General features: G+C 60.8%; 16 protein-coding genes and 1 pseudogene. 4 read left to right on the top strand and 13 right to left on the bottom strand.

Translation table 11 applies throughout. The features are described 5' to 3' along the window. The first annotated feature begins 33 nt into the window (after positions 1–33). The 3 genes from ABK249_RS15440 (at position 34) to ABK249_RS15430 (ending at position 3,467) form a co-directional block, all read left to right on the top strand. Positions 34–954, top strand: coding sequence for an AraC family transcriptional regulator (locus tag ABK249_RS15440; protein WP_227702492.1), 921 nt, complete (start codon positions 34–36; stop codon positions 952–954). Between the two features lie 879 nt (positions 955–1,833). Then, the gene (locus ABK249_RS15435; protein WP_037156231.1) at positions 1,834–2,184 is read left to right on the top strand and encodes a helix-turn-helix domain-containing protein; all 351 of its coding nucleotides are present in this window, start codon (positions 1,834–1,836) and stop codon (positions 2,182–2,184) included. Next, positions 2,184–3,467 carry a type II toxin-antitoxin system HipA family toxin gene (locus ABK249_RS15430; protein ID WP_227702493.1) on the top strand — a complete coding sequence of 428 codons (1,284 nt, stop codon included), beginning with the start codon at positions 2,184–2,186 and terminating at the stop codon, positions 3,465–3,467. The genes ABK249_RS15435 and ABK249_RS15430 overlap by 1 nt, the downstream gene beginning before the upstream one ends. Positions 3,468–3,511: 44 nt before the next feature. Here the strand turns inward: ABK249_RS15430 and ABK249_RS15425 are convergent, their stop codons facing one another. The 11 genes and pseudogenes from ABK249_RS15425 to ABK249_RS15375 all read right to left on the bottom strand — a co-directional run bounded on the left by ABK249_RS15425 (position 3,512) and on the right by ABK249_RS15375 (position 16,467). Next, positions 3,512–4,024: a GNAT family N-acetyltransferase gene (locus ABK249_RS15425; RefSeq protein ID WP_407720937.1), complete on the bottom strand. Its 513-nt coding sequence runs from the start codon at positions 4,022–4,024 to the stop codon at positions 3,512–3,514. A 78-nt stretch (positions 4,025–4,102) separates the two neighbouring features. After that, positions 4,103–5,536, bottom strand: a complete 1,434-nt coding sequence (locus ABK249_RS15420; RefSeq protein WP_407720939.1) for a hypothetical protein — start codon at positions 5,534–5,536, stop codon at positions 4,103–4,105. A gap of 50 nt (positions 5,537–5,586) precedes the next feature. Further along, a pseudogene (locus tag ABK249_RS15415) lies at positions 5,587–6,558 on the bottom strand (class I SAM-dependent methyltransferase); the annotation flags it as partial. A gap of 94 nt (positions 6,559–6,652) precedes the next feature. After that, the gene (locus tag ABK249_RS15410; RefSeq protein ID WP_227702494.1) at positions 6,653–7,483 is read right to left on the bottom strand and encodes a phosphorylase family protein; all 831 of its coding nucleotides are present in this window, start codon (positions 7,481–7,483) and stop codon (positions 6,653–6,655) included. A 15-nt stretch (positions 7,484–7,498) separates the two neighbouring features. After that, the gene (locus ABK249_RS15405) at positions 7,499–8,800 is read right to left on the bottom strand and encodes an amidohydrolase family protein (protein WP_227702495.1); all 1,302 of its coding nucleotides are present in this window, start codon (positions 8,798–8,800) and stop codon (positions 7,499–7,501) included. A gap of 2 nt (positions 8,801–8,802) precedes the next feature. Beyond that, complete coding sequence (locus tag ABK249_RS15400) at positions 8,803–9,522, bottom strand: MBL fold metallo-hydrolase (RefSeq protein ID WP_227702496.1); 720 nt, start codon at positions 9,520–9,522, stop codon at positions 8,803–8,805. Positions 9,523–9,525: 3 nt separating this feature from the next. Beyond that, on the bottom strand, positions 9,526–10,380 hold the full coding sequence (locus ABK249_RS15395) for an ABC transporter permease (protein ID WP_037156222.1): 855 nt from the start codon (positions 10,378–10,380) through the stop codon (positions 9,526–9,528). Continuing rightward, positions 10,377–11,297: an ABC transporter permease gene (locus ABK249_RS15390; protein ID WP_037156221.1), complete on the bottom strand. Its 921-nt coding sequence runs from the start codon at positions 11,295–11,297 to the stop codon at positions 10,377–10,379. The genes ABK249_RS15395 and ABK249_RS15390 overlap by 4 nt, the downstream gene beginning before the upstream one ends. A gap of 69 nt (positions 11,298–11,366) precedes the next feature. Then, a complete protein-coding gene (locus ABK249_RS15385) occupies positions 11,367–12,947 on the bottom strand; it encodes an ABC transporter substrate-binding protein (RefSeq protein WP_227702497.1) in 1,581 nt (526 codons plus the stop codon). Beyond that, positions 12,944–15,022 (bottom strand): alpha-amylase family protein, encoded by a 2,079-nt coding sequence (locus ABK249_RS15380; protein WP_227702498.1) that lies wholly within the window; start codon positions 15,020–15,022, stop codon positions 12,944–12,946. Before ABK249_RS15380 ends, ABK249_RS15385 begins: the two co-directional genes overlap by 4 nt. After that, complete coding sequence (locus ABK249_RS15375; RefSeq protein ID WP_227702499.1) at positions 15,013–16,467, bottom strand: amidohydrolase family protein; 1,455 nt, start codon at positions 16,465–16,467, stop codon at positions 15,013–15,015. Before ABK249_RS15375 ends, ABK249_RS15380 begins: the two co-directional genes overlap by 10 nt. Positions 16,468–16,749: 282 nt before the next feature. Between ABK249_RS15375 and ABK249_RS15370 the strand changes: the two genes are divergently transcribed. Then, on the top strand, positions 16,750–17,637 hold the full coding sequence (locus ABK249_RS15370; protein WP_037156219.1) for a LysR family transcriptional regulator: 888 nt from the start codon (positions 16,750–16,752) through the stop codon (positions 17,635–17,637). 31 nt (positions 17,638–17,668) lie between these two features. Here the strand turns inward: ABK249_RS15370 and ABK249_RS15365 are convergent, their stop codons facing one another. Both ABK249_RS15365 and ABK249_RS15360 read right to left on the bottom strand, forming a co-directional pair. Then, complete coding sequence (locus ABK249_RS15365; protein WP_081952952.1) at positions 17,669–18,358, bottom strand: nucleotidyl transferase AbiEii/AbiGii toxin family protein; 690 nt, start codon at positions 18,356–18,358, stop codon at positions 17,669–17,671. Next, positions 18,358–18,627 (bottom strand): hypothetical protein, encoded by a 270-nt coding sequence (locus ABK249_RS15360; RefSeq protein ID WP_037156217.1) that lies wholly within the window; start codon positions 18,625–18,627, stop codon positions 18,358–18,360. The genes ABK249_RS15365 and ABK249_RS15360 overlap by 1 nt, the downstream gene beginning before the upstream one ends. Between the last annotated feature and the right edge of the window lie 160 nt (positions 18,628–18,787).

Here is an 18,787-nt window from a genome sequence, read left to right as displayed (position 1 = left end):
GAGGTGGGTCGGATGATCTATGCTTGAATAACCATGTCTTTATCGCAATCCGCCGAAAACACCCCCGATCCGTTCTCTGAGGTTCTCGCAGCGCTCGGCGCGCGGAGCGTTCGCGGGACCGGCCTCGAAGCGGCGGGAGAGTGGGCACTCGCCTTCGACGGGCGAGCGCGGTTGAAGTTCGTCGCCGTCACACGAGGCCGATGCTGGCTTCTTCTTCCGGGTCATTCGCCGGAAGAACTTGTGGAAGGCGATGTCGTTCTCATCAGCAACACGCGCTACACGGTGGCGAGTGACCCGGCGGTAGAAGCGATCGATGGTATGCCGCTCTACGCTTCGCCGGGACAGGACTTGGTACGCCTAGGCGATGCAACCGAGACGGCCCTGATCGGCGGCGGCAGCGGCTTTGCCGATGGCAGCGCCGCGTTCGTTCTGGATGCGCTCCCGAAGTTTCTGCGCGTCGACCGGACCTCGTCCACCGCCGAGGCTGTTGCCAGGACGCTGAACGCTCTGAGGACGGAGGTCGCGCACGCGGAACTAGGTGGGTCGCTCGTCGCCGAGCGACTGGCGGAAATCCTCGTCATCGCGGCCGTCAGGGCTTTCGTGGCCACCAGTCCGACGACCAGTGTCGGCTGGATTACCGCGCTGGCGGACCCGCGGATCGGCAAGGCTCTCAGACTGTTGCACGGCAATGTCGCGTACCGTTGGACAGTGCCAATGCTGGCGTCGGAGGTCGGCATGTCACGCTCTGCCTTCACACAGCGCTTCGCCGAGCGTGTCGGCCGCCCACCTCTCGACTATCTCACCCGATGGCGCATGGTTCTGGCGCAGAGAAAGCTGAATGCGGGCCAGACCGTCGCGGCAGTTGCCGCCGCAGTAGGTTACAACTCGCAAAGCGCCTTTTCTCATGCCTTCAAGCGAACCTTTGGGCGTACGCCACGGTCGGATGGTTGTTGATTGGCTTTGCGATTGTTGTCGGGGCCATGGCTAATGTCCGACGTCGTCGGTCGTGGGTCAGGAAATCTTTGCCCCGCTTGAGTGCGACTGCTTTCATCGTCCTCACCCTGCAAGCGGCGCACTGTTTTCCACCCCATCTCAGTCATGGTGGGGCACTCCTTCAATGACCCCTTCGGGCCGAACTCGGACCACACCGCCAGATGTTTGGATGTCGGCTATCGCCTCTTGGTACCCCAACATCGGACTGCCCCCTCGCGGCCCCAAAAGCGGAGCTCAGGCTGGCAATTCTTATTTCCGTCCAATCTTCTATCGAAGCAGCCATCGAGCAGGGAAGATAGCGTGTTGTGTTGGTCGTGGGCGATGCGATCGGCCACCACGCCGCTTGCGATCTGGTCGCAACGAATTTTTAGGCGGCCAACTTTTGCTCGCCGCCGGCAGACGTTGTCTACGCGCTGCTACCGAAGTCGGTGGCGTGGTCCTGGCGATCGACGCCAAAAATGATCGGGTGGCTGGTTGGTACAAGACACTCGGCGCGCTTCCGCTTCTCGACACGCCACGCTCGCTGCTGCTTCTGCTTACCACGATCGCGGCGGCGCTAAAGGCTGCCGCCACACATTGTGATCGTTCACTACTCTGCTGCTTCCAACTGTAATCGTCGATACTATTGTCGAACGGGACGGAGAATGCCATGACGCGGCAAGTTTTCCCGAGGAGAGCCGCGAAACTCAGCTGTGACGTATCTGGAAACTCGTCGCTGTCGGCAAATAATTGCGTTATTCCGCATCAAGATGTCAAAAGTAGCGGAATTCCGCTTGTGAAGCTGAAAATTAAGGTATAGCGATATTCCGCATGTTAATTGGGAAATGATCGGAATGCCGCATGCCAGAGACAATCTTCAATATCTTGGGTACTCAGCTTCGGGCCGCCCGGATGCGACGTGGTTTGAGCCAGCCGGAAATCGCTGCCCGGCTTGGCCGTAACAGGGCGCGCATCTCCGAACTCGAACGCGATCTGGCCAGCAATCGATGGGGTCGCGACCGCTTGACCCTTTTCGCCGAGATCTGTGATGCTCTCGATTTGATACCCGTCTTGGTTCCCCGCTCGCGGATTGCCGAAGTTCGCCGATTGATCGAGGAAACCAGTTCGGAGAAGCGGCAATCGAAGCAGACGCCCTCAGCCTTCGACGAGTTGTTCATCGATCTCGGCGAAGAGGATGAGGAGGATAACTGATGGCGAAGGCCTCCGCTATCCTCGGTGTCTATCTTCTCGATCGTGCGTTCGGCACGGTGAGGGTAGGGACGTTGACACGTGATGCCGACGGCGGCATCGCGTTTGTCGTCGCGGAAACCTATCTTAGAGAGTCTGAGCGTCCAATTCTAAGCCTCGGCTGGTATGACCCTGAAAACGATGAGGGCACGCGCGACCGGCTTTCGAACAGAGGGGACAAGATCGGTCTGCACGGGGTATTGCCCCCTTGGTTTTCCGGCTTGTTGCCGGAAGGGGCTCTTCGAGAGCTGGTCTTGGCCGAAATGGGGCCCGGCGATCACGACGAGTTCGACGTGCTGACCAGGCTCGGCGCGGATCTTCCGGGTGCCGTTCTGATCGTGCCGGAAACCGGGGTGCCATCGTCCGCAGGTCCGCTTACTCTGGAGAATGTCCAGGGCTTCCAGGCACCGCTGCCGGAAGGGGCCGTCAAATTCTCGCTTGCCGGCATTCAGCTGAAATTCACGGTCAATCCGGATGGCGAACGTTTGACCATGCCTGGACGCGGCGATACCGGCCGTTGCATAGTAAAAGTGGCAAGCGAGCGCTTCCCCGGCCTTCCCGAGGCGGAATATGGCGCGATGCGTCTAGCCGAGATGATCGGAGTCCGGACCGCCAAGTGCCGACTCGTCGCGCGTGACGCGATAGAAGGTGTGCCTGCCGAGTTTCTGGTGCACGGTGAAAACGTCCTTGTCGTCGATCGGTTTGATCGCACAGCCGATGGGCAACGCGTTCATATCGAGGATGCAGGGCAGATCATCGGGGCAGTTGGCGATCGCAAATATACCATGGCTACCACCGAGACGATCATCAATATGGTTCGGCGCTTCAGCACCGATCATCGCGCCGACATATCGGAGGCTATTCGCCGCGTGGTCGCGGATGTCCTGCTGGGAAATGGCGACAATCACCTCAAGAACTGGTCTTTTTGCTTCCCGCAGCCGGGCGAAATCCATCTCTCGCCGGCTTACGACATCGTGCCCACAGTGCTTTACATGCCAAGCGACACGATGGCCCTGAGGTTCGTCAAAACACACAGTTTCGAAAGCGTAAATCTACATCGCTTTGAGCGGGTGGCGAGTTTTCTCCAGGTCGATCCGAAATGGATCGTTCGTGAAGTGACGTTGGCCGTGGAACGAGCGTTGGAGCTATGGCCGTCAGCGGCTCCCGAATTGCTTGGTGAGGAGCGGGCAAAACGGATCATCGACAGGCTTAAGACGCTAACGCTGGTCAACGAGGTAATGGGCTGAGCTTTCGGAGTGAATTCAGGCTGGACAGGGGCCAAGGGAAATCGTCATCCATTCAGGCGACGCATCATGATGACCTCGTCAATTTCCTTACCGTCATCCAGGAAACCGTTGGGAACCCGGCCAATTTCAATAAATCCCTGCCGTTGGTAGAAATGCATCGCCGCCGGATTCTCGACGCTGACCGCCAGCTCAAGCTGCAGAACTCTGATGCTTGTTGCATAATCCGCAATCGCTTTCAGCAGGTTTGCGGCGATCCCCGTTCCACGTTGACTCTTGCGCACATAGACGCCGATGAGGGTAGCACGATGTGCCATTTTGCTCGGACGCTGACGCAATAGCCCCATCATGCCGACAGGCTGGTCATTCAGGAAGGCGACGAAGACAGGATTATTCAGCCGTTGACGCCATTCCTCGTCGGGCAGATAGGCCCAATCCTCAAATCTGCTTGCAAATGAGGATGGCTCACTAGAAAGCGCTTCAAGGCGAATGCTGCGGAAGACGTCAATCTCGTCCGCTGAGAGGCGTTTGATCAGGACTCCCTCCTTGTTCGTTGACACATTCACCTCCGATAAGTTTCGTAGAGTCACTGCGCTTGAGCGTGAGGACTTATGCGCCTTCACGAATTGGCCGGGTTTCTATGAGAGCTGCGCCCATTGCCATTCGGGCGACCGGGAATGAATGGTCCCATTGCCGATGCACGTCGACAGCTCTGCCCAGACCGGATCGCTCGTGAAGCTGGCGAGCTCCCCGCACGCCTGTGCCAACGGTTGCTCGCCGTACTTCGACAGCAGATCCAGGACGCTTCCGCTCTTTTCGATCTCCAAGAACGGATATCCGTCACTCGGCTTCAGAACACGATGCCCCCATACCCCGGGACGGATATCGGCGCCGAGAGCGTTCAACAGGTCGCGTTCTCCTAATCTTTCCAGTGCGGTGGCAACAACGTAGCGCATGAGGGGGTAATAGACCGTCTGCCGGCACCCGCCGAGGACGCGCACGCCCGGCAAGATGGATGTCATCAGAAACGTCGTGAGCAGGCTGGGAACGATTTCCCTCCGACGAAGCGCGGCAGCGATGCTCACGGGCTCGAACCGGACTGCGATTCGTGATCCATATCCACCCGAAAGAACTTTGTCCCGCAATCGCAAGGGAAAGATCTTTCCCTCTACCAGCCCCCAGAAGAGATCAGTCGTGCGGCGGATCCATCCCGCCCATGGACCGGCATTGAGATTATCGATTTCCTCGAAAATGGAGTGAGCAAACAAACCATCGCCGACGAATCGCGTCGAAAACCATGATCCCGGATCCTCAAGATGGTCGGCCACAAGATCTGCGACATCGATATCGTCAAGTTGGAGAAGCCGGACCTGCGGCGGAAATGCCTTCCCCCAGAGTGCCTGGTTGCCGGCCTTGATTGCGTTTGCGGCCGACGCGAATTCGGTGTTCGGCAGGATCGCCTTGAGCCTTGCAGCAGCTTCGTTCGCGGGCTCCCCACACTTCTGACCCGACAGCATGAAGCGATAGGGGCCATTGAAGCCGCAAATGTTGTAGGAATCCATCCTGCTTCGGGGAAGTCCGAAAACATTAACCACTTCGCCCTCAAGGTGAAGCCAGCCAGGCCCCTTTTTCGTTCTTTCTATGAACTTCACGGTCGAGGCGCTGTAGCAGACATGCCATCGGAGCCCGTGCGCGCGAAGGCCGAGCAGGCTGAACAGATGCGTATAAAAGGCGTCCGGTTCGATCAGCAGATGGCAATGCGGCCCGCTTTGAATGATCGGCGAGGCGGCCAATTGACTTGCGGCCTGCTGAGCCTCCTGCTGGTCCGCTCCCGATCGAAGGGCAGCTCGTTCGACACATTTCTGCAGGAGGGACATGGCCTCGCTGCGAGCGGTATAGCCATCTCGGTAGCTTTCGACATCATGGATGGCGCCTGCATAGTCCTTGAGCGGGCTTGTCCAGAACCGCCCGAGATGCGGCATGAGATGTGACAAGGTGTTTTTCACGTCGCCCGCAGCGCTCAGATGACCGCAGTTATCACCGGTTTCCGCATCCAGCTGGTGGCTGTCCATCGATCCGTTTCCTCCACGCCTGGACCCGAACGCTACATTGTCCGATTTCATCATTCAGGTTCCGGAGCGACCGATCGTGGAGCCCGCCACGTCCAGTTTGCCTGCGCCGGCGGCATTCCTTCGCGTGCAAAAATGCGTGGCAGTAGCTCATAACAATAGTCTGGGGGTATGGCCGGCTTCACCATGGACGTGACGAAATCCCGCAAGGAGGCGAATGAGTTGGAGGAGATGATCGTGTAAAAATTGCCGCTGTTCCATGTGATGGCGGAATAGTCGAAATACGATCTGAGAGCGGCAATAGAACTCCCCAGATCGACCTGGAAATCCACCATCGTATCGAGAACGTCGCGCTTCTTTGCCTCGATCTGTGTCTGCGAAAAGTACCGTGATTTGAACTGTTCGTCCTTTTGACGTTCGCGTTCAAGGTACGTTTCGACATTCGGGTTCGAGATTTTTTGCACCTGTATCAACAGACCTCCAGCCCGAATTCGCGGCGCTATGACAGAGAGCTGACTATTCCTGTCCGGGCTATACATTTGGAAGGTCGTATCCTCCAGCACCACATCGTATCCGTCCCGGAATGCCTGAAGATTTTCATCGGTGGCATAACGTTCGTCGTCCAGTTCGAAAAACGGGCCATGATGGAAATACGCGTCCTCGCTTCCTCGCCGGTCGAAAAAACTTATACGATTGCCGTCTGTAGGGCTGCAGTTCAGGGTCTTGAGCCGGCCATCGCCAAGCCTTGCCAGTGCTCTAGACAGCGTACCCGCTCCAGCCCCGAGCGTATAGATTGTTGCGGCTTGCCCGCTGCGTCCCCATGCTGCCAGTCCAAACGAGAGTATCGCCGCGGCTAAGCGGCATTCCTCTTCAAGCCGGTAGGGGATGCTTGCAAAATAGTGGTTGTCAAAATGGCCCCACAGACGCCAATGAGTGTCCCAGAATGTCATGCAATCGAGATCGAACCCCAGCAGGCTCAGTTCTGTCGCAGAGGAAACAGGAGCGTTGGTCCTGGTCCTTTCAAATGCAAGCCTCACACCGAATGACGGGTCTCACGTTCTGATCCTATCAAAAGCTTAAGTTGTTTTAGGCCTACCTTGCGTGTGAGACAGCAGTCATTCAGGAGGTGCGGCGTTTCAACCAGGCAGGCGGATGTCCGTGAAAGCCGCCATCCAATGCCGTGCGGCAATTGCAGTTTCGTTCGCCGATCAGGCCGGAGATAGCGTCGATGAGGGTTTTCTCGATGAGATCGTGGAGACCTTCCTTATAGTAGATTTCGTTCATGCTACCCGGTCCGAAATGCACCACGGCCGGGGCCATGCCGGCGCCGAAATTGATGACCGGCGCGATGGAGGCGAAGCACATTTCCGCCTCGCGGGCGAAGATCACTTCGGGGACCAGCGGCGTGCCGACAATATCGCCGCCTTCATGCGCATAGGCGCGGATTTCCGCCGGCGTCTCGAAGCGCGGGCCTTCGGTACAAACGAAGGTGCCACGTTCGATCACGCGGTTGCTGTGCCGGTTGGCGGCAGCGATCAGGTCGGCGCGCAGGCGCGGGCAGAAGGGGTCGGTGAAATCGACACGCACCCAGCATTCGCTTTCATCGAACAGCGACTGGGCGCGGGATTTCGTCTTGTCGAGGAAATCGTCGGAAACGACGATATCGCCCGGCCGGATCGCCGGGTTGACCGAGCCGATGGCGTTCTGGGAGATGATCGATTCTACGCCGAGCTCGCGCAGCGCCCAGATATTGGCGTGATAGTTGATCTTGTGGCTCGGCAGCGTCAGCTTCTCGCCGTAGCGCAGGATGACGGCGGATTGCCGTCCGCCGATATCGCCGATCAGCACTGGGGCGTCGCCCCAAGGGGTCGAGACTATTTCCAGCCGGCGGTCTTTCAGAAGGTTGTCGGAGGCGGCGCTGGTGATGAGCCCGACAGGTGCGTCCGTCATGGTCCTGATCCTTTATTATGCTTGATGTCTGTAATGTTCGTGAATGGATCGGCGGATGGCCGGTTCGTCGACATTGAGAAGCCGCCCGTCCTCGAAGATCATGCGGCCGGCCACCATGACGCCGCGCACATGCTGCGGCCCGGCATGGTAGACGATATCGGAGAGCACGCGTTCGGCCGTCAGCCCGAGCGGATGGCTGACGTCGAGAACGACGAGGTCCGCTTCCTTGCCCGTTTCGATGCTGCCGATTTCCGCATCCCAGTTGAGAACGCGGGCGCCTTCGAGCGTCGCCATGGTAAAGGCGTCCCGCGCGCCCATGATCCGGCCGTCGAGGCTCGTCGCGCGCTGCAGGAGCACCGAGAGCTTCATTTCCTGGAAAAGGTCAAGGCAGTTGTTGCTGAGCGTGCTGTCCGTGCCGAGCCCGACCGGCACGCCGCACCTGCGCAATTCCGGCACCGGCGCAATGCCGCTCGCAAGCTTCGCATTGCTCGCCGGGTTGTGGGCGACGCCCGCACCGGTTCTGGCAAGGATGTCCATGTCGTTTTCGTCCACCCATACGCAATGGGCGAGCACCGCGCGGCTGTCCAGGACGCCGAGGCCGTTCAGCCAGGCGGTCGGCGACTGGCCGTATTGCTCCATCACAATCTCGTTCTCGCGGCGGTTTTCCGCGACATGGATGACGAAGGGCAGGTCGAGGCGATCGGCCTCGCGTTTAACGTCCTTCAAAAGGGAAGGGGTGCAGCTATAGGGGGAATGGCCGCCGAGATAGAAGCGGGCAAGGCCGTTGCCCCGGTGCATCTCGATCGCTTCCATGGTCTCCTCCAGGGCGAGCGGCCAGTTCGGCCGGCCGTTGCGGCGCAGTTCCGGCGAGTTGGCGAGCGCGCCGCTCAGCGACCGCATGCCGATCTCGCTCGCGACCGAGGCGAAGACGCCGGCGCCGTAGCGGGTGCAGTCGCAGGCGGTGGTGATGCCGTTCCTCACCATGTCCATAATCGCGAGATAACAGCCGCGCTGGTTGTCCTCGACGGTAAGGTGGGAGGTTTGGGGTGCCAGCGTCGCGGCCCATTCGAAGAGGTTGCCCTCGTCGCAGCAGCCGCGATGGGTCGAAAGACCGCCATGCGCATGGGTATTGATCAGGCCGGGGATGACGACGCGTCCGCCGAGATCCCGTCTTGCGATGTGCTCCGCCTGCGGTGGCATCTCCGCCAGCGGGCCGGCCCAGACGACCTTGCTGCGGTGGATCAGGACGGCACCGTCCGGATGGAAACCGCCGGGCAGCCCGGTGCAGAGAAAGGCGTTGTACAGAAGTGTCAACATTCTCAGACCTCCAGCAGGAAACATCGGCCATCCAGCGTCAGGCTGACCTCGGCGCAAACGGAAGGGGCTGCGGCGACACGGCCGTTTTCGATGGTCAGCGGACCGTCGTGACCAGGAACGACGATATCGGCCATGCCTACGATGCGGCGGATGCTGGCGCGGGCCATTTCCTCGTCGAAGGCGCCGGCGGGGGCGCCGGTTTCAATCTCGCCGCGATGTTTGATCGCGTCCTGGGCGAGGACCACACGTTTGCCGTCGACGGTCATCACCAGCGAGACATGGCCGCCGCTGTGTCCCGGCGTCGAAATCATCCTCACCCCCGGCAGCACTTCGAGTTCGCCGGAGACGAGGGTGAGTTGCGGGCTCCGCAACAGACTCTCGACCTGGAAGCGGGAGATGGCCGGGTCATCGAACCTGTGGTCCCGGACATAGGCGAATTCGCTTTCGTGAAGCACGATCTCCGCCTTCGGGAAACATTCGACATTTGCGATGTGGTCGAAATGGAGATGCGACAGGATGACGGTGCGGATATCGTGGCGGTCAATGCCACGCTCGGCGAGTGCCGCCATCAGGCCCGGGCGGTCGCCGCTGCCGCCGGTATCGAACAGCGCGTGACCTTCGTACGTCTTCAGGAGAAGGATCGTGCTCCAGCCGAGGAAACCGCGCGAACTGCGCCCCGGAAAGCCGGGCATCAGAATGTCGTAGGAAGCAGGGTTCGGCATCGATCAGCCCTCCATCTGCCTGAGCCGCGGATCGAGCAGGTCGCGCAGCCGGTCGCCGACGAGATTGGTGCCGACCACGGTGAAGAAGATGGCGAAGCCGGGAATGGTCGCGACCCACCAGGCATTGCCGATATAGTTGCGGCCTTCGGAGATCATCGTGCCCCAGGTCGGCGTTTCGGGCGGGACGCCGAGGCCGAGGAAGCTCAGCGAGGATTCGAACAGAATCATCTTGGCGACCAGCAGGCTGGAAATGACGATGACTGAGGACATCACATTGGGCAGCAGATGGCGCGTCAGGATGTGGGGAGAGGAAATCCCCATCATATACGCCGCCTGGATGAATTCCCGCTCACGCAGCACCAGGCATTCGGCGCGCACGACGCGCGCATATTGTACCCAGTTCGTCAGGCCGAGGATGGCGATGATGTTCCACAGGCTCGGTCCGACGACTGCGGCGACGGCGAGCGCCAGCACCAGGAAGGGAATGGCGAGCTGGATATCCGTCAGCATCATCAGCACGCGGCCGGCATATTTGTCCTCGTAGCCGGCGATCAGCCCGAAGGTGACGCCGACGGCACCGGAGATAACGACCGAGCTGACGCCGACCAGCATGGAGACGCGGGCGCCGACGACGATGCGGCTGAAGATGTCGCGGCCGAGCGCGTCGGTGCCGAACAGGTGGATGCCTTCGGAACCCTGCCAAAGCGGTGGCTTGAGGCGCTGAAGGATGTCCTGTGCGCTCGGATCGTAAGGTACGAACCAGGGGCCGAAGAGGGCCGCGAACAGCGCGACCAGAAGGACCGCCAGGCCGAAGGCGGCGAGATGGCTCGTCAGGTAACGTTTGAGAAATGCGCTCATTTGCCCGTCCTCAGACGCGGATCGAGCAGGCCGTAGGAGAGGTCGACTAGGAGATTGATGACGACGATGACTGCGGCCATGAACAGAACGAAGGCCTGCACCACGGTGAAATCGCGATTGGCGATCGCCTGGATCGCCAGCCGGCCAATGCCAGGATAGGCAAACACCTCCTCCGTGATCACCGCACCTCCGAGCAGCGCGCCAACCTGAAGCCCGATAACGGTCAGTGTCGGGATCGCAGCATTGCGCAGGGCGTGGGAAAGGAGGATGCGGCTTTCGCGCACGCCCTTTCCGCGGGCGGTGCGGACATAATCCGATTGCAGCACCTCGATCAGCGAGGAACGCAGCAGGCGGGTTATGATCGCCGTCGAATAGGTGGCGAGCACGATCGCCGGCATAACGAGGTTCTGCCAGCTTCCGCGGCCGGAAGGCGGCAGCATATGGAATGTTTCGGAAAAGAGCAGGATCAGCATGATTGCCAACCAGAAGGCCGGAAAGCTCTGGCCGATCAGCGAGATCAACAGGCTTGCGCGATCGATAATCGAGCCACGATTGGCGGCGGCCAGAATGGCGAGCGGAACGGCGAGCACGATCGACAGCACGAAGGCGGCCCCGCCAAGCTGTAGCGTCGCCGGCACGCGTTCCAGCACGAGCTGCATCGCCGGCTGCTCGTATCGCAGCGACATGCCGAAATCGCCCCTGGTCGCGCGGCTGAGAAAATCCCAGTACTGGATGACCAGCGGCCGGTCGAAGCCCATCAGGTGACGGAAACGCTGGATGTCCTCGATCGAGGCCTCTGGCGGCAGGAAAAGCGCCGACGGATCGCCGCCGATCCGGATCAAGAAAAACACGGCGACCGATACGCCGAGCAGCACGATGGCCGCGTAGAGCAATCGGGATATCAGAAAATTGGCCAAGACCTGCTTCGCTCCGTCAACGTTGGCATCCGCGGCCCGGCCGGAAGCCGGCCGCGGATGCCGTTTCTATCAGAAATGCGCCTTGCGCAGGTCGATCATGCCGTCCGGACGCGGTGTCCAGGTGAGCCTGGCGTCGAGGCCGTAGATCAGCGGCGGCTGGATCATCGGTAGATGCGGCGCATCCTCCTTGATGATGGCGGCCGCCTTCTCGTAGATCGACTTGCGTTCCGCCTGGTCGATCGTGCCTGCGCCGGCATCGAGCAGCTTGTCGAGCTCCGGATTGCTGTAATAGCTCTGGTATTCGCCCGTGTGCAGCAGCGGGTACCAGACGAGGTTCGGGTCGCGGCCGCTCCAGCCGGGGAAAGTGATGCCCTCACGGCCCTTCTTTTCCGAAACCTGACCCCAGACGCCCGGCTCGAGATATTGGATGTTCACCTTGATGCCGACCTTCGCGAGGAAACCGGCCGTCGCTTCGACGATCTCGCTGTCCTTCATGTAACGTCCCTTGCGGGTCATCAGTGGAACGGTGAAGCCGTCCTTGTAGCCGGCTTCGGCGAGCAGCGCCTTGGCCTTGGCCGGATCGTAAGGGTAGGGCTTCCAGGCCTGATCGTAACCGAAGGCGTTGGCCGGAAGGGTGAGCGCAATGCGCATGCCCATGCCGTTCAGCAGCGCCTGCTGGATGGCATCGACATCAACGGCGTAGTTGATCGCCTGGCGGACACGCTTGTCCTTGAGCGGCGTGTCGCGGGTGATGTCGAAGGCCAGGAAATAGAGCGAGTCGCTGGCGACCGTCGAAATCTTGGTCTCGCCGCCGTCGAGCGAGGCCATGTCCTCCGGCGGCACATCGACGGCGATATCGACGCCACCGCTCTTCAGCTCGGCGATGCGAGTACGGGTTTCCTTGATAGGGCGGAAGATCACTTTTTCGACTGCTGGCTTGCCGCCCCAATAATCCGGATTGGCTTCGAGCACGACGCGCTCGTCCTTCTTCCACTCCACGAAACGGTAGGGGCCGGTGCCGACCGGCTTGGCAGCGAGATCGGCGCTGTTGTTTTGGGCGGTGTAGGACGGCGGCACGATCAGTGCCGGGAAGCTCGCCTCATACAGCGACAGCAGCATGGTTGGGAAAGGCTTGTCGGTCTTGATCTCGACCGTGTAGTCGTCGACCACCGTGACCGACTTGATTTGCGAGATGCGCGAGTAATAGGGCGCCTTGAAATTCGGATCGAGGGCGCGGTCGAGGGTATATTTCACCGCGGCCGCATTGAAGGGCTCGCCATTGTGGAATTTCACGCCTTCGCGCAGCTTGAAGCGCCAGGTCAGCGGATCGGGATTGCTCCAGGATGTCGCAAGCGCGGGAACGATGTCGCCCTTTTCGTTCTGGCTGACGAGACCGTCATAGATCTGGAAGAGGATATTGGCGGTCGGGAAGGCGGAATGTTTCGCCGGGTCCATCGAATATGCGTCGGCGGCCTGGGCGACCACGATCGTCGAGGAGTTCTGGGCCGAGGCGCCGAGCGGAAGAAGCGCGAGCGCGGCAGCACCCAGCGTGCCGGCCACAAAATGTCGTCTCAGGATATCTTTCATCTGTTCACCCTTTTCTGTTCTGCGATGGGCCGAGCGGCCCGTCGGATCTGTCGTCTTCCTCAAGCCTTCTTCCTCCCGGCCGAACCCTTTACCAGAGCTATGGCCGCAAAGTGATCCAGGCGCCCGAGGCGCAGGACCATCATTTTACCTGCCCTTGCAGCGGGCAGTTCCGTGTCGTCGTGAAGCGAAAGAGCGGTATCGGCATCGGTTTCCACCGAGACCTCGAACCCGGCGAGCGGCGTCAGTTCGGTCAGCCTCTTGGTCTGCGAGGCGGCGCCGTTGAGAAGATGCAGGACCATGCCGTCCGGATGGCCGTAAAGGATGGTCTCGACGGCACTCGATGCGGTCGTGCGGACGGGCGGCGGGCCGATCTTGGCCTCCACCAGCGCGCCGAGGATCCGGCGATATTCCGGCATCGAATAGCGGTGATAGAGCGCGCCGATGCGCCAGGGAAGCCAGATCGCCCGACCTTCGCCGAAGCTGCGCTCGATCAGACCGGGTTCGCTGCCGTCTCCTTCGACGGTCGTGAATTCCGGAGCGTTGTTCGCGAACGGGCCAATGATGCGGAGGTCGTCCTGCGTCTCGCCATCGCCGAAGGGTGCCCAGAACGGACCGGCGGCCGGGATATGCGGGATGCCGTCCACAACGCTCCCGAGGTCGGCCCGCCTCAGCGCGAAATAGGCGCCGACCACCGAGCGGGCCTCGCCGGGAAGGGCCGGCAGGCAGCGCAGGGCAGGCGTTTCCCGCCGTGTTCCTATGTCGGTTGCAGCTGCGAGATCGGCGGTGGCGACAATCTTGCCGCCCTGTTGGACATAGGCGTCGATCGCCGCCGCATCGGCATCGGACAGGCAATCTGCCGCCGGCAGTATCACAAGATCGAAACAGCCGAGCTCCATTGCATCGAGACCCGGCGCAACAACAACGGCGAAGGGATAACGCAGATCGGACAGCAATTCACAGGCGCCGCGGAATTCCGCGACATGGCCATTGCCGTTCGGCGCCCCGGCCATCCGGCCGGCGTCCTCGCCCCACAGCCGGCTGTGCTCGGAACGGACCACGGCGATGCGGGCGAGGCTCTTCAGGCCACGGTACCAATGGGCGTTCTTCTGTTGGTAGGCACCGAATTCCCGCAGTGCCGGAACGAAGCGTGCGTCTTTCTGCTCGAGCAGACCGTTCACCGCCGGCGCCGTACTGGCGCCATGCGCCGCCGCCTGAACGAGGTTGTGGATCAGCCGCGCCTTCGGCATCGCCGACTGGCGGCTGGCGAAGACTTCCGACGTCGTCTGGATGAGGAGCGGCGGACGGCCGGGTTTCAGGGCATCGGCCGTGAGCGCCTCTTCTGCGGCCCAGAGGTTCCAGATCGGCTGCGGATCGATCGGATTCGGCATCACGGGGTTGGAGACCTGCGAGCCGATGATGTCGCTGACCTCGGCCATGCGACGGATGTTCCAGCCCTCATGGACGTGATGGTAGGGTACGATCGCCGCACCCGGATTGCGCTGCTGCACGAAACTGCGGACGCGGCCCATGTAATCGGCGAGGAAATCCTGCCGCCAGGCCTCATAGGCGGGTTCTCGACGGTCGGAAGCGGGAACGGGCTTGCCCGTCGCCGCCTGCACGATGCCCCTGCAGCGGCCGCAATAACAGCGCGGCACGTGCAGGTAGTTGAAGAAGAAGCCGTCCGCGGCGGGGTAGCGGCCGAGGATCTCGTCGAGGATCGAAAAGACCTGCGCTTGCCAGAACGGGCCGGTGGCGCAGATCTGCGGCATGGCCCAGACGCTGGTGACCGCGCCGTCCGGTTTGCGGACGAACCAGTCGGGATGTTTCGCCTCCATGCCTTCGCGGCCCTTGGAAATGTCCATCCGCACCAGGACGCGGATGCCTTCCGCCTTTGCGGTATTCAGGAAGTCGCCAAGGAAATCTCCCCGCAAATGCGGGTTGATCGTCTGCGAGGCGAGTTTCGTCGGATACCAGGTGGAAAAACCGCCGCCCATAACGATGCAGGCATTGGCGCCGGCGCTTCTGATCTCGCCGACGAGCTGGTCGACAGTCGATTTCGCGGCATCGGTCTCGCGCAACAGGTGCTGGAAAAAACGCAGCGGCTCTTCGGTCCAGGCCAAAGGCGAGGTCAATGGCATGCGCAGCCTCCTGCCCAAAGCTTGGCGTAACGCTTCCGCATCCCGCGGATCGGCGCTTCCAGAACATGAGCTGCGGCCCGTGCGGCCGCGCCTTCGGTCCGCCGCCGGTCGGCGAAGACTTGGGCCTCGCTCCAGATCGCCGCCTCGTCGATCGCCGTGGCACGGCCGTTCGAAACGACGATGCGCCCGGCGATCATGACCCGGTCGATGGCGCTGCCGTTTTCTGACAGGACGAGCTGGCGAGGTGCATCGTTCAGCGGCCGGAATGCCGGTGCGTCCAGGCGGAAGAACGTGATGTCCGCATCGTATCCCGCTTCCAGGCGGCCTGTCGTCTTTAGGCCGATGGCATCGGCGCCGCTGGACGTGCCGAGCTTCAACGCGGTCTGCGGGCCGATCCAGTCTTCCTCGTCGTCGGACTTGAGATTGTGTAGGAGAGCGGCCCATTTCATCGTTTCGAGAAGATTGGCGCCGTCGTTGCAGCAGGCGCTGTCGGTGCCGAGCCCGACCCGAATGCCCCTGCCGAGCAGGTCGGGAAGCGGGCAATAGCCGCTGCCGAGCCGGGCGTTGGAGACCGGATTGTGGATGATCGTCGCATCGGCGGCGGCAATCCGCGCGGCATCGTCCGGCTCCAGCCAGATCGCGTGAACGAGATTGGTGCGCGGAGTCAGCAGGCCAAGGCCTTCGAGATGGGCGATCATGCCGCGGCCGTAAAGCTTCAGGCCCATCTCACGCTGCAGCCGGGTTTCGAGGATGTGGGTGTGCAGGAGTGTTTCGTGCCGCCGGCTGAAATCTGCCGCCGCGACAAGCAGTTTGTCCGAGCATCGCTGCGGACCGGATGGACCGATCGCGACGCTGATCCTGGCACCCGCTTCGCCGTTCCAGCGGCGGAAGAAAGCGTCGACGATCGCCATCTGCTCGCAGGCGGGCACTGGAGGACGGCTTCCGTAGGAGGCAAGATCGAGGCCGACGAGGTCGCCGGCATCGAAGGGCAGGGTGTCGATAATGCTCCGGTCCGAAACGATCGGCGCGATCACCGCCCGCATGCCGCTGTCCCGCCAGGCCGAGGCGACGGCATCGAGCGCCCCGGCATCAATATCGGGTGAGATGCGCACGTGATCGAGGACGGCGGTCGTCCCGGACCGCATCATCTCGATCGCGCCGAGCATCGTCGAGATGTAGATCTCCTGATGGCTGCGTCTTTCACGCGCTGCGGAAGAGGTCAGCGACCAGAGTTCGAGCGGAAGGTCGCCGGCGATCCCCCGAGCCAGGTTGTCCGGTGAATGGCTGTGGCAGTTGACGAAGCCGGGCGTAGCGAGGAGGCGGGAGGCATCGATGAACTGTCGCCCGGTAGGGGCAGGCGTGCCTGCGGGATGCAGCGCTGCAATCCGGCCGCCCGCAACCTCGATCGACCACCGTTCCGTCTTGAAGCGGCCGGCGTCTTCCATCAGGCATAAAGTGTTTTCGAACCAGTATCCCGGCACAGATTTTCCAGTCGATGCGTTCCCCGGCGCCTTTGGCATCCTTGGCCCTAGTGTTCCCAGCTAGCGGCGAAGGAAAATACGCAGTTTTGGAAAAAATCATTTTCCGGATAGAAACCCGGCGGATGGAGAGGAACGGCACGCAAATTGCTGCTGGAACCTGTCTGCTTGCGATTGCCCCTTTAATGCGTAAGCTGTCGATTAACGGCGCGTCACAATGCGCAAGATGTGAGCAGTGAACGAACCGAAGTGAACAGGTTCCAGGACATATTGTCATTCGTGCGGGTGGCCGAACTCGGCGGCTTCACCGCAGCTGCCAAGGCACTGTCATCCTCCACATCGGCGGTGACCAAGAGCGTGACCCGGCTCGAGGAAGGACTTGGCGTACAGCTTCTGCACCGCACCACCCGGCGCATGCATCTGACCGAATACGGGGCGGAATATTACGAGCGCTGCCGCCAGATCCTCATCGATCTTGATGAGGCGGAAGGCTCCATTCGTGAGGCAAATATCGCCCCCAGTGGGCCGGTCCGGATCGCGCTGCCGCCGTCCTTCGGCCGCATGACGGTCATTCCCGCGCTGCCGGAATTCTACGATCGTTATCCGAACGTCGTGCTGGACCTCTGCCTCAAGAGCCAGACAACGAATCCAATCGAAGGCGGCTTTGATCTTGTCGTGCATTCCGGCCGGCTCGCTGATTCCCGGCTGATCAACCGTATCCTGGTGCGCGGCGCCCAGAAGACGGTGGCAGCTCCGAGCTATATCGAGCGCTATGGCCGGCCGCAGACGCCGGCCGATCTCGTTCGGCACAACTGCATCACCGGCGCCTTCGGGCCAAACTGGCATTATCGCGGCAAGGACGGCAGCGAAGAGGTAATCCGCGTCTCAGGATGCCTGACGACAGACAGCGGCGACATTCTGCGCGAGGCGGCGATGACCGGTCTGGGGATATCTCAGGCGACATGGTGGCTGTTTCGTGAGGAGATGCAGCGGGGCCTTCTGGTGCCCGTTTTGGAGGACTACGAGATCGAAGCCGATCCAATCGCGATCGTCTTTCCCGCGAACCGCCGCACACCTGTAAAGGTGCGCGCTGTCGTTGATTTCCTTCTTAAAATTACACGAGGTCACGCACCGTAGGTTCCAATCGGTTCAAGGCGAGTGGTCTCGCTTAAGTCTCGGTTGGTGGCTCAGGGCCACAAATGGTCTCTAAAATCTCAATCGTCATCTGCTGCGCTTGCGATGGTATCCTAAAGTATTTCGACTGGTACAGAAGCTTAGACATAACAGCCTCGGCGAGCCGGGCGTCCATCATACGTGCCGTTTTCAGGGCCCGTGCGCATGATTCCTTGAACGGAATGAGCGCCTCTACAAGGTAATCATGGCCTTCGCTCTCGCGGACGCAGGCAATATCGAACATGTCGCGTGGCTGCACTGAGGCCCCGCGATAGAAAATCTTTTTCGCAACGATCTCGGCTGGCGTCTCCAGGTAAACCTTCTGCCCTCGTATTTCTCTTTCCCTCGTGGGCTCAGACGTCAGGTGCGTTGCGACGATAAAGTCGATCTCTCCGATATCCTTGAACACGATTTTGAGCGCACGCGTTCCGTCGAAGGTATAAGCCTCGGGGTGTATGTCGAGAGCAAAGCCCTGCGTTTGTGGATTGAGATAAGGCAGCACCTGAGGATCGTCGATGAAGATATCGACGTCGAAACTCTGCCGGTGGCCGATTTGAAGCATCAGCGCAGTGCCGCCACCGAAACTCCAGCTGTCGAGAACGGTGAACTTTGAATTAGCTTGGCTGATTATCTTCTGGGCCTGGTCAAAGAGCTCGGCCCAATGACTATTTTGAGATTGTGCCACTAGGCGGCTCGGGCGAGCGGCAGTTCGTATCCGGCCATATCGGAAAACCGTCGTGCAACGACAGAGGCATCAGCAAGGTTGACATGCATTTCATCGAGAAACGAATGCTGAAGGCTTTCGCTAACATCAGAAAAGAACGCAAATGCCGATGCGTCGTAATGGTCGGCGCTCGCCGGGTCGGCAATCTTCGACGCCAACTGCTCAGCCGAAAGGCTCGTCCCATAAGGGGCGTTTACCGTAGCCAACACTGTCGTAGTGACGAATGTCATCAATTTTCACCGCAGTTAATACATTGCCATATATAGCGTCTTGCGACGCGGGAGACAAGGAGCGAGCCGTTTGCCGGCATCCGTTCGTCTGGCTCGATTCCCTTCAACGGCAGGCCAGACATCGAACGACGGGGTCTCAGGTTCTACTCTCATCAACTGG

Source organism: Neorhizobium phenanthreniclasticum, from assembly GCF_040066075.1.
Taxonomy (GTDB): Bacteria; Pseudomonadota; Alphaproteobacteria; order Rhizobiales; family Rhizobiaceae; genus Neorhizobium; species Neorhizobium petrolearium.
The sequence above is the reverse complement of the archived record's forward strand: the minus strand, read 5'-3'. Positions and strand labels throughout refer to the sequence as shown.

Coding starts and splice junctions, on each gene's coding strand:
- ABK249_RS15440 (WP_227702492.1), top strand. CDS start 34: ATGTCTTTATCGCAATCCGCCGAAAACACCCCCGATCCGTTCTCTGAG.
- ABK249_RS15435 (WP_037156231.1), top strand. CDS start 1,834: ATGCCAGAGACAATCTTCAATATCTTGGGTACTCAGCTTCGGGCCGCC.
- ABK249_RS15430 (WP_227702493.1), top strand. CDS start 2,184: ATGGCGAAGGCCTCCGCTATCCTCGGTGTCTATCTTCTCGATCGTGCG.
- ABK249_RS15420 (WP_407720939.1), bottom strand. CDS start 5,536: ATGGACAGCCACCAGCTGGATGCGGAAACCGGTGATAACTGCGGTCAT.
- ABK249_RS15410 (WP_227702494.1), bottom strand. CDS start 7,483: ATGACGGACGCACCTGTCGGGCTCATCACCAGCGCCGCCTCCGACAAC.
- ABK249_RS15405 (WP_227702495.1), bottom strand. CDS start 8,800: ATGTTGACACTTCTGTACAACGCCTTTCTCTGCACCGGGCTGCCCGGC.
- ABK249_RS15400 (WP_227702496.1), bottom strand. CDS start 9,522: ATGCCGAACCCTGCTTCCTACGACATTCTGATGCCCGGCTTTCCGGGG.
- ABK249_RS15395 (WP_037156222.1), bottom strand. CDS start 10,380: ATGAGCGCATTTCTCAAACGTTACCTGACGAGCCATCTCGCCGCCTTC.
- ABK249_RS15380 (WP_227702498.1), bottom strand. CDS start 15,022: ATGCCATTGACCTCGCCTTTGGCCTGGACCGAAGAGCCGCTGCGTTTT.
- ABK249_RS15375 (WP_227702499.1), bottom strand. CDS start 16,467: ATGGAAGACGCCGGCCGCTTCAAGACGGAACGGTGGTCGATCGAGGTT.
- ABK249_RS15360 (WP_037156217.1), bottom strand. CDS start 18,627: ATGACATTCGTCACTACGACAGTGTTGGCTACGGTAAACGCCCCTTAT.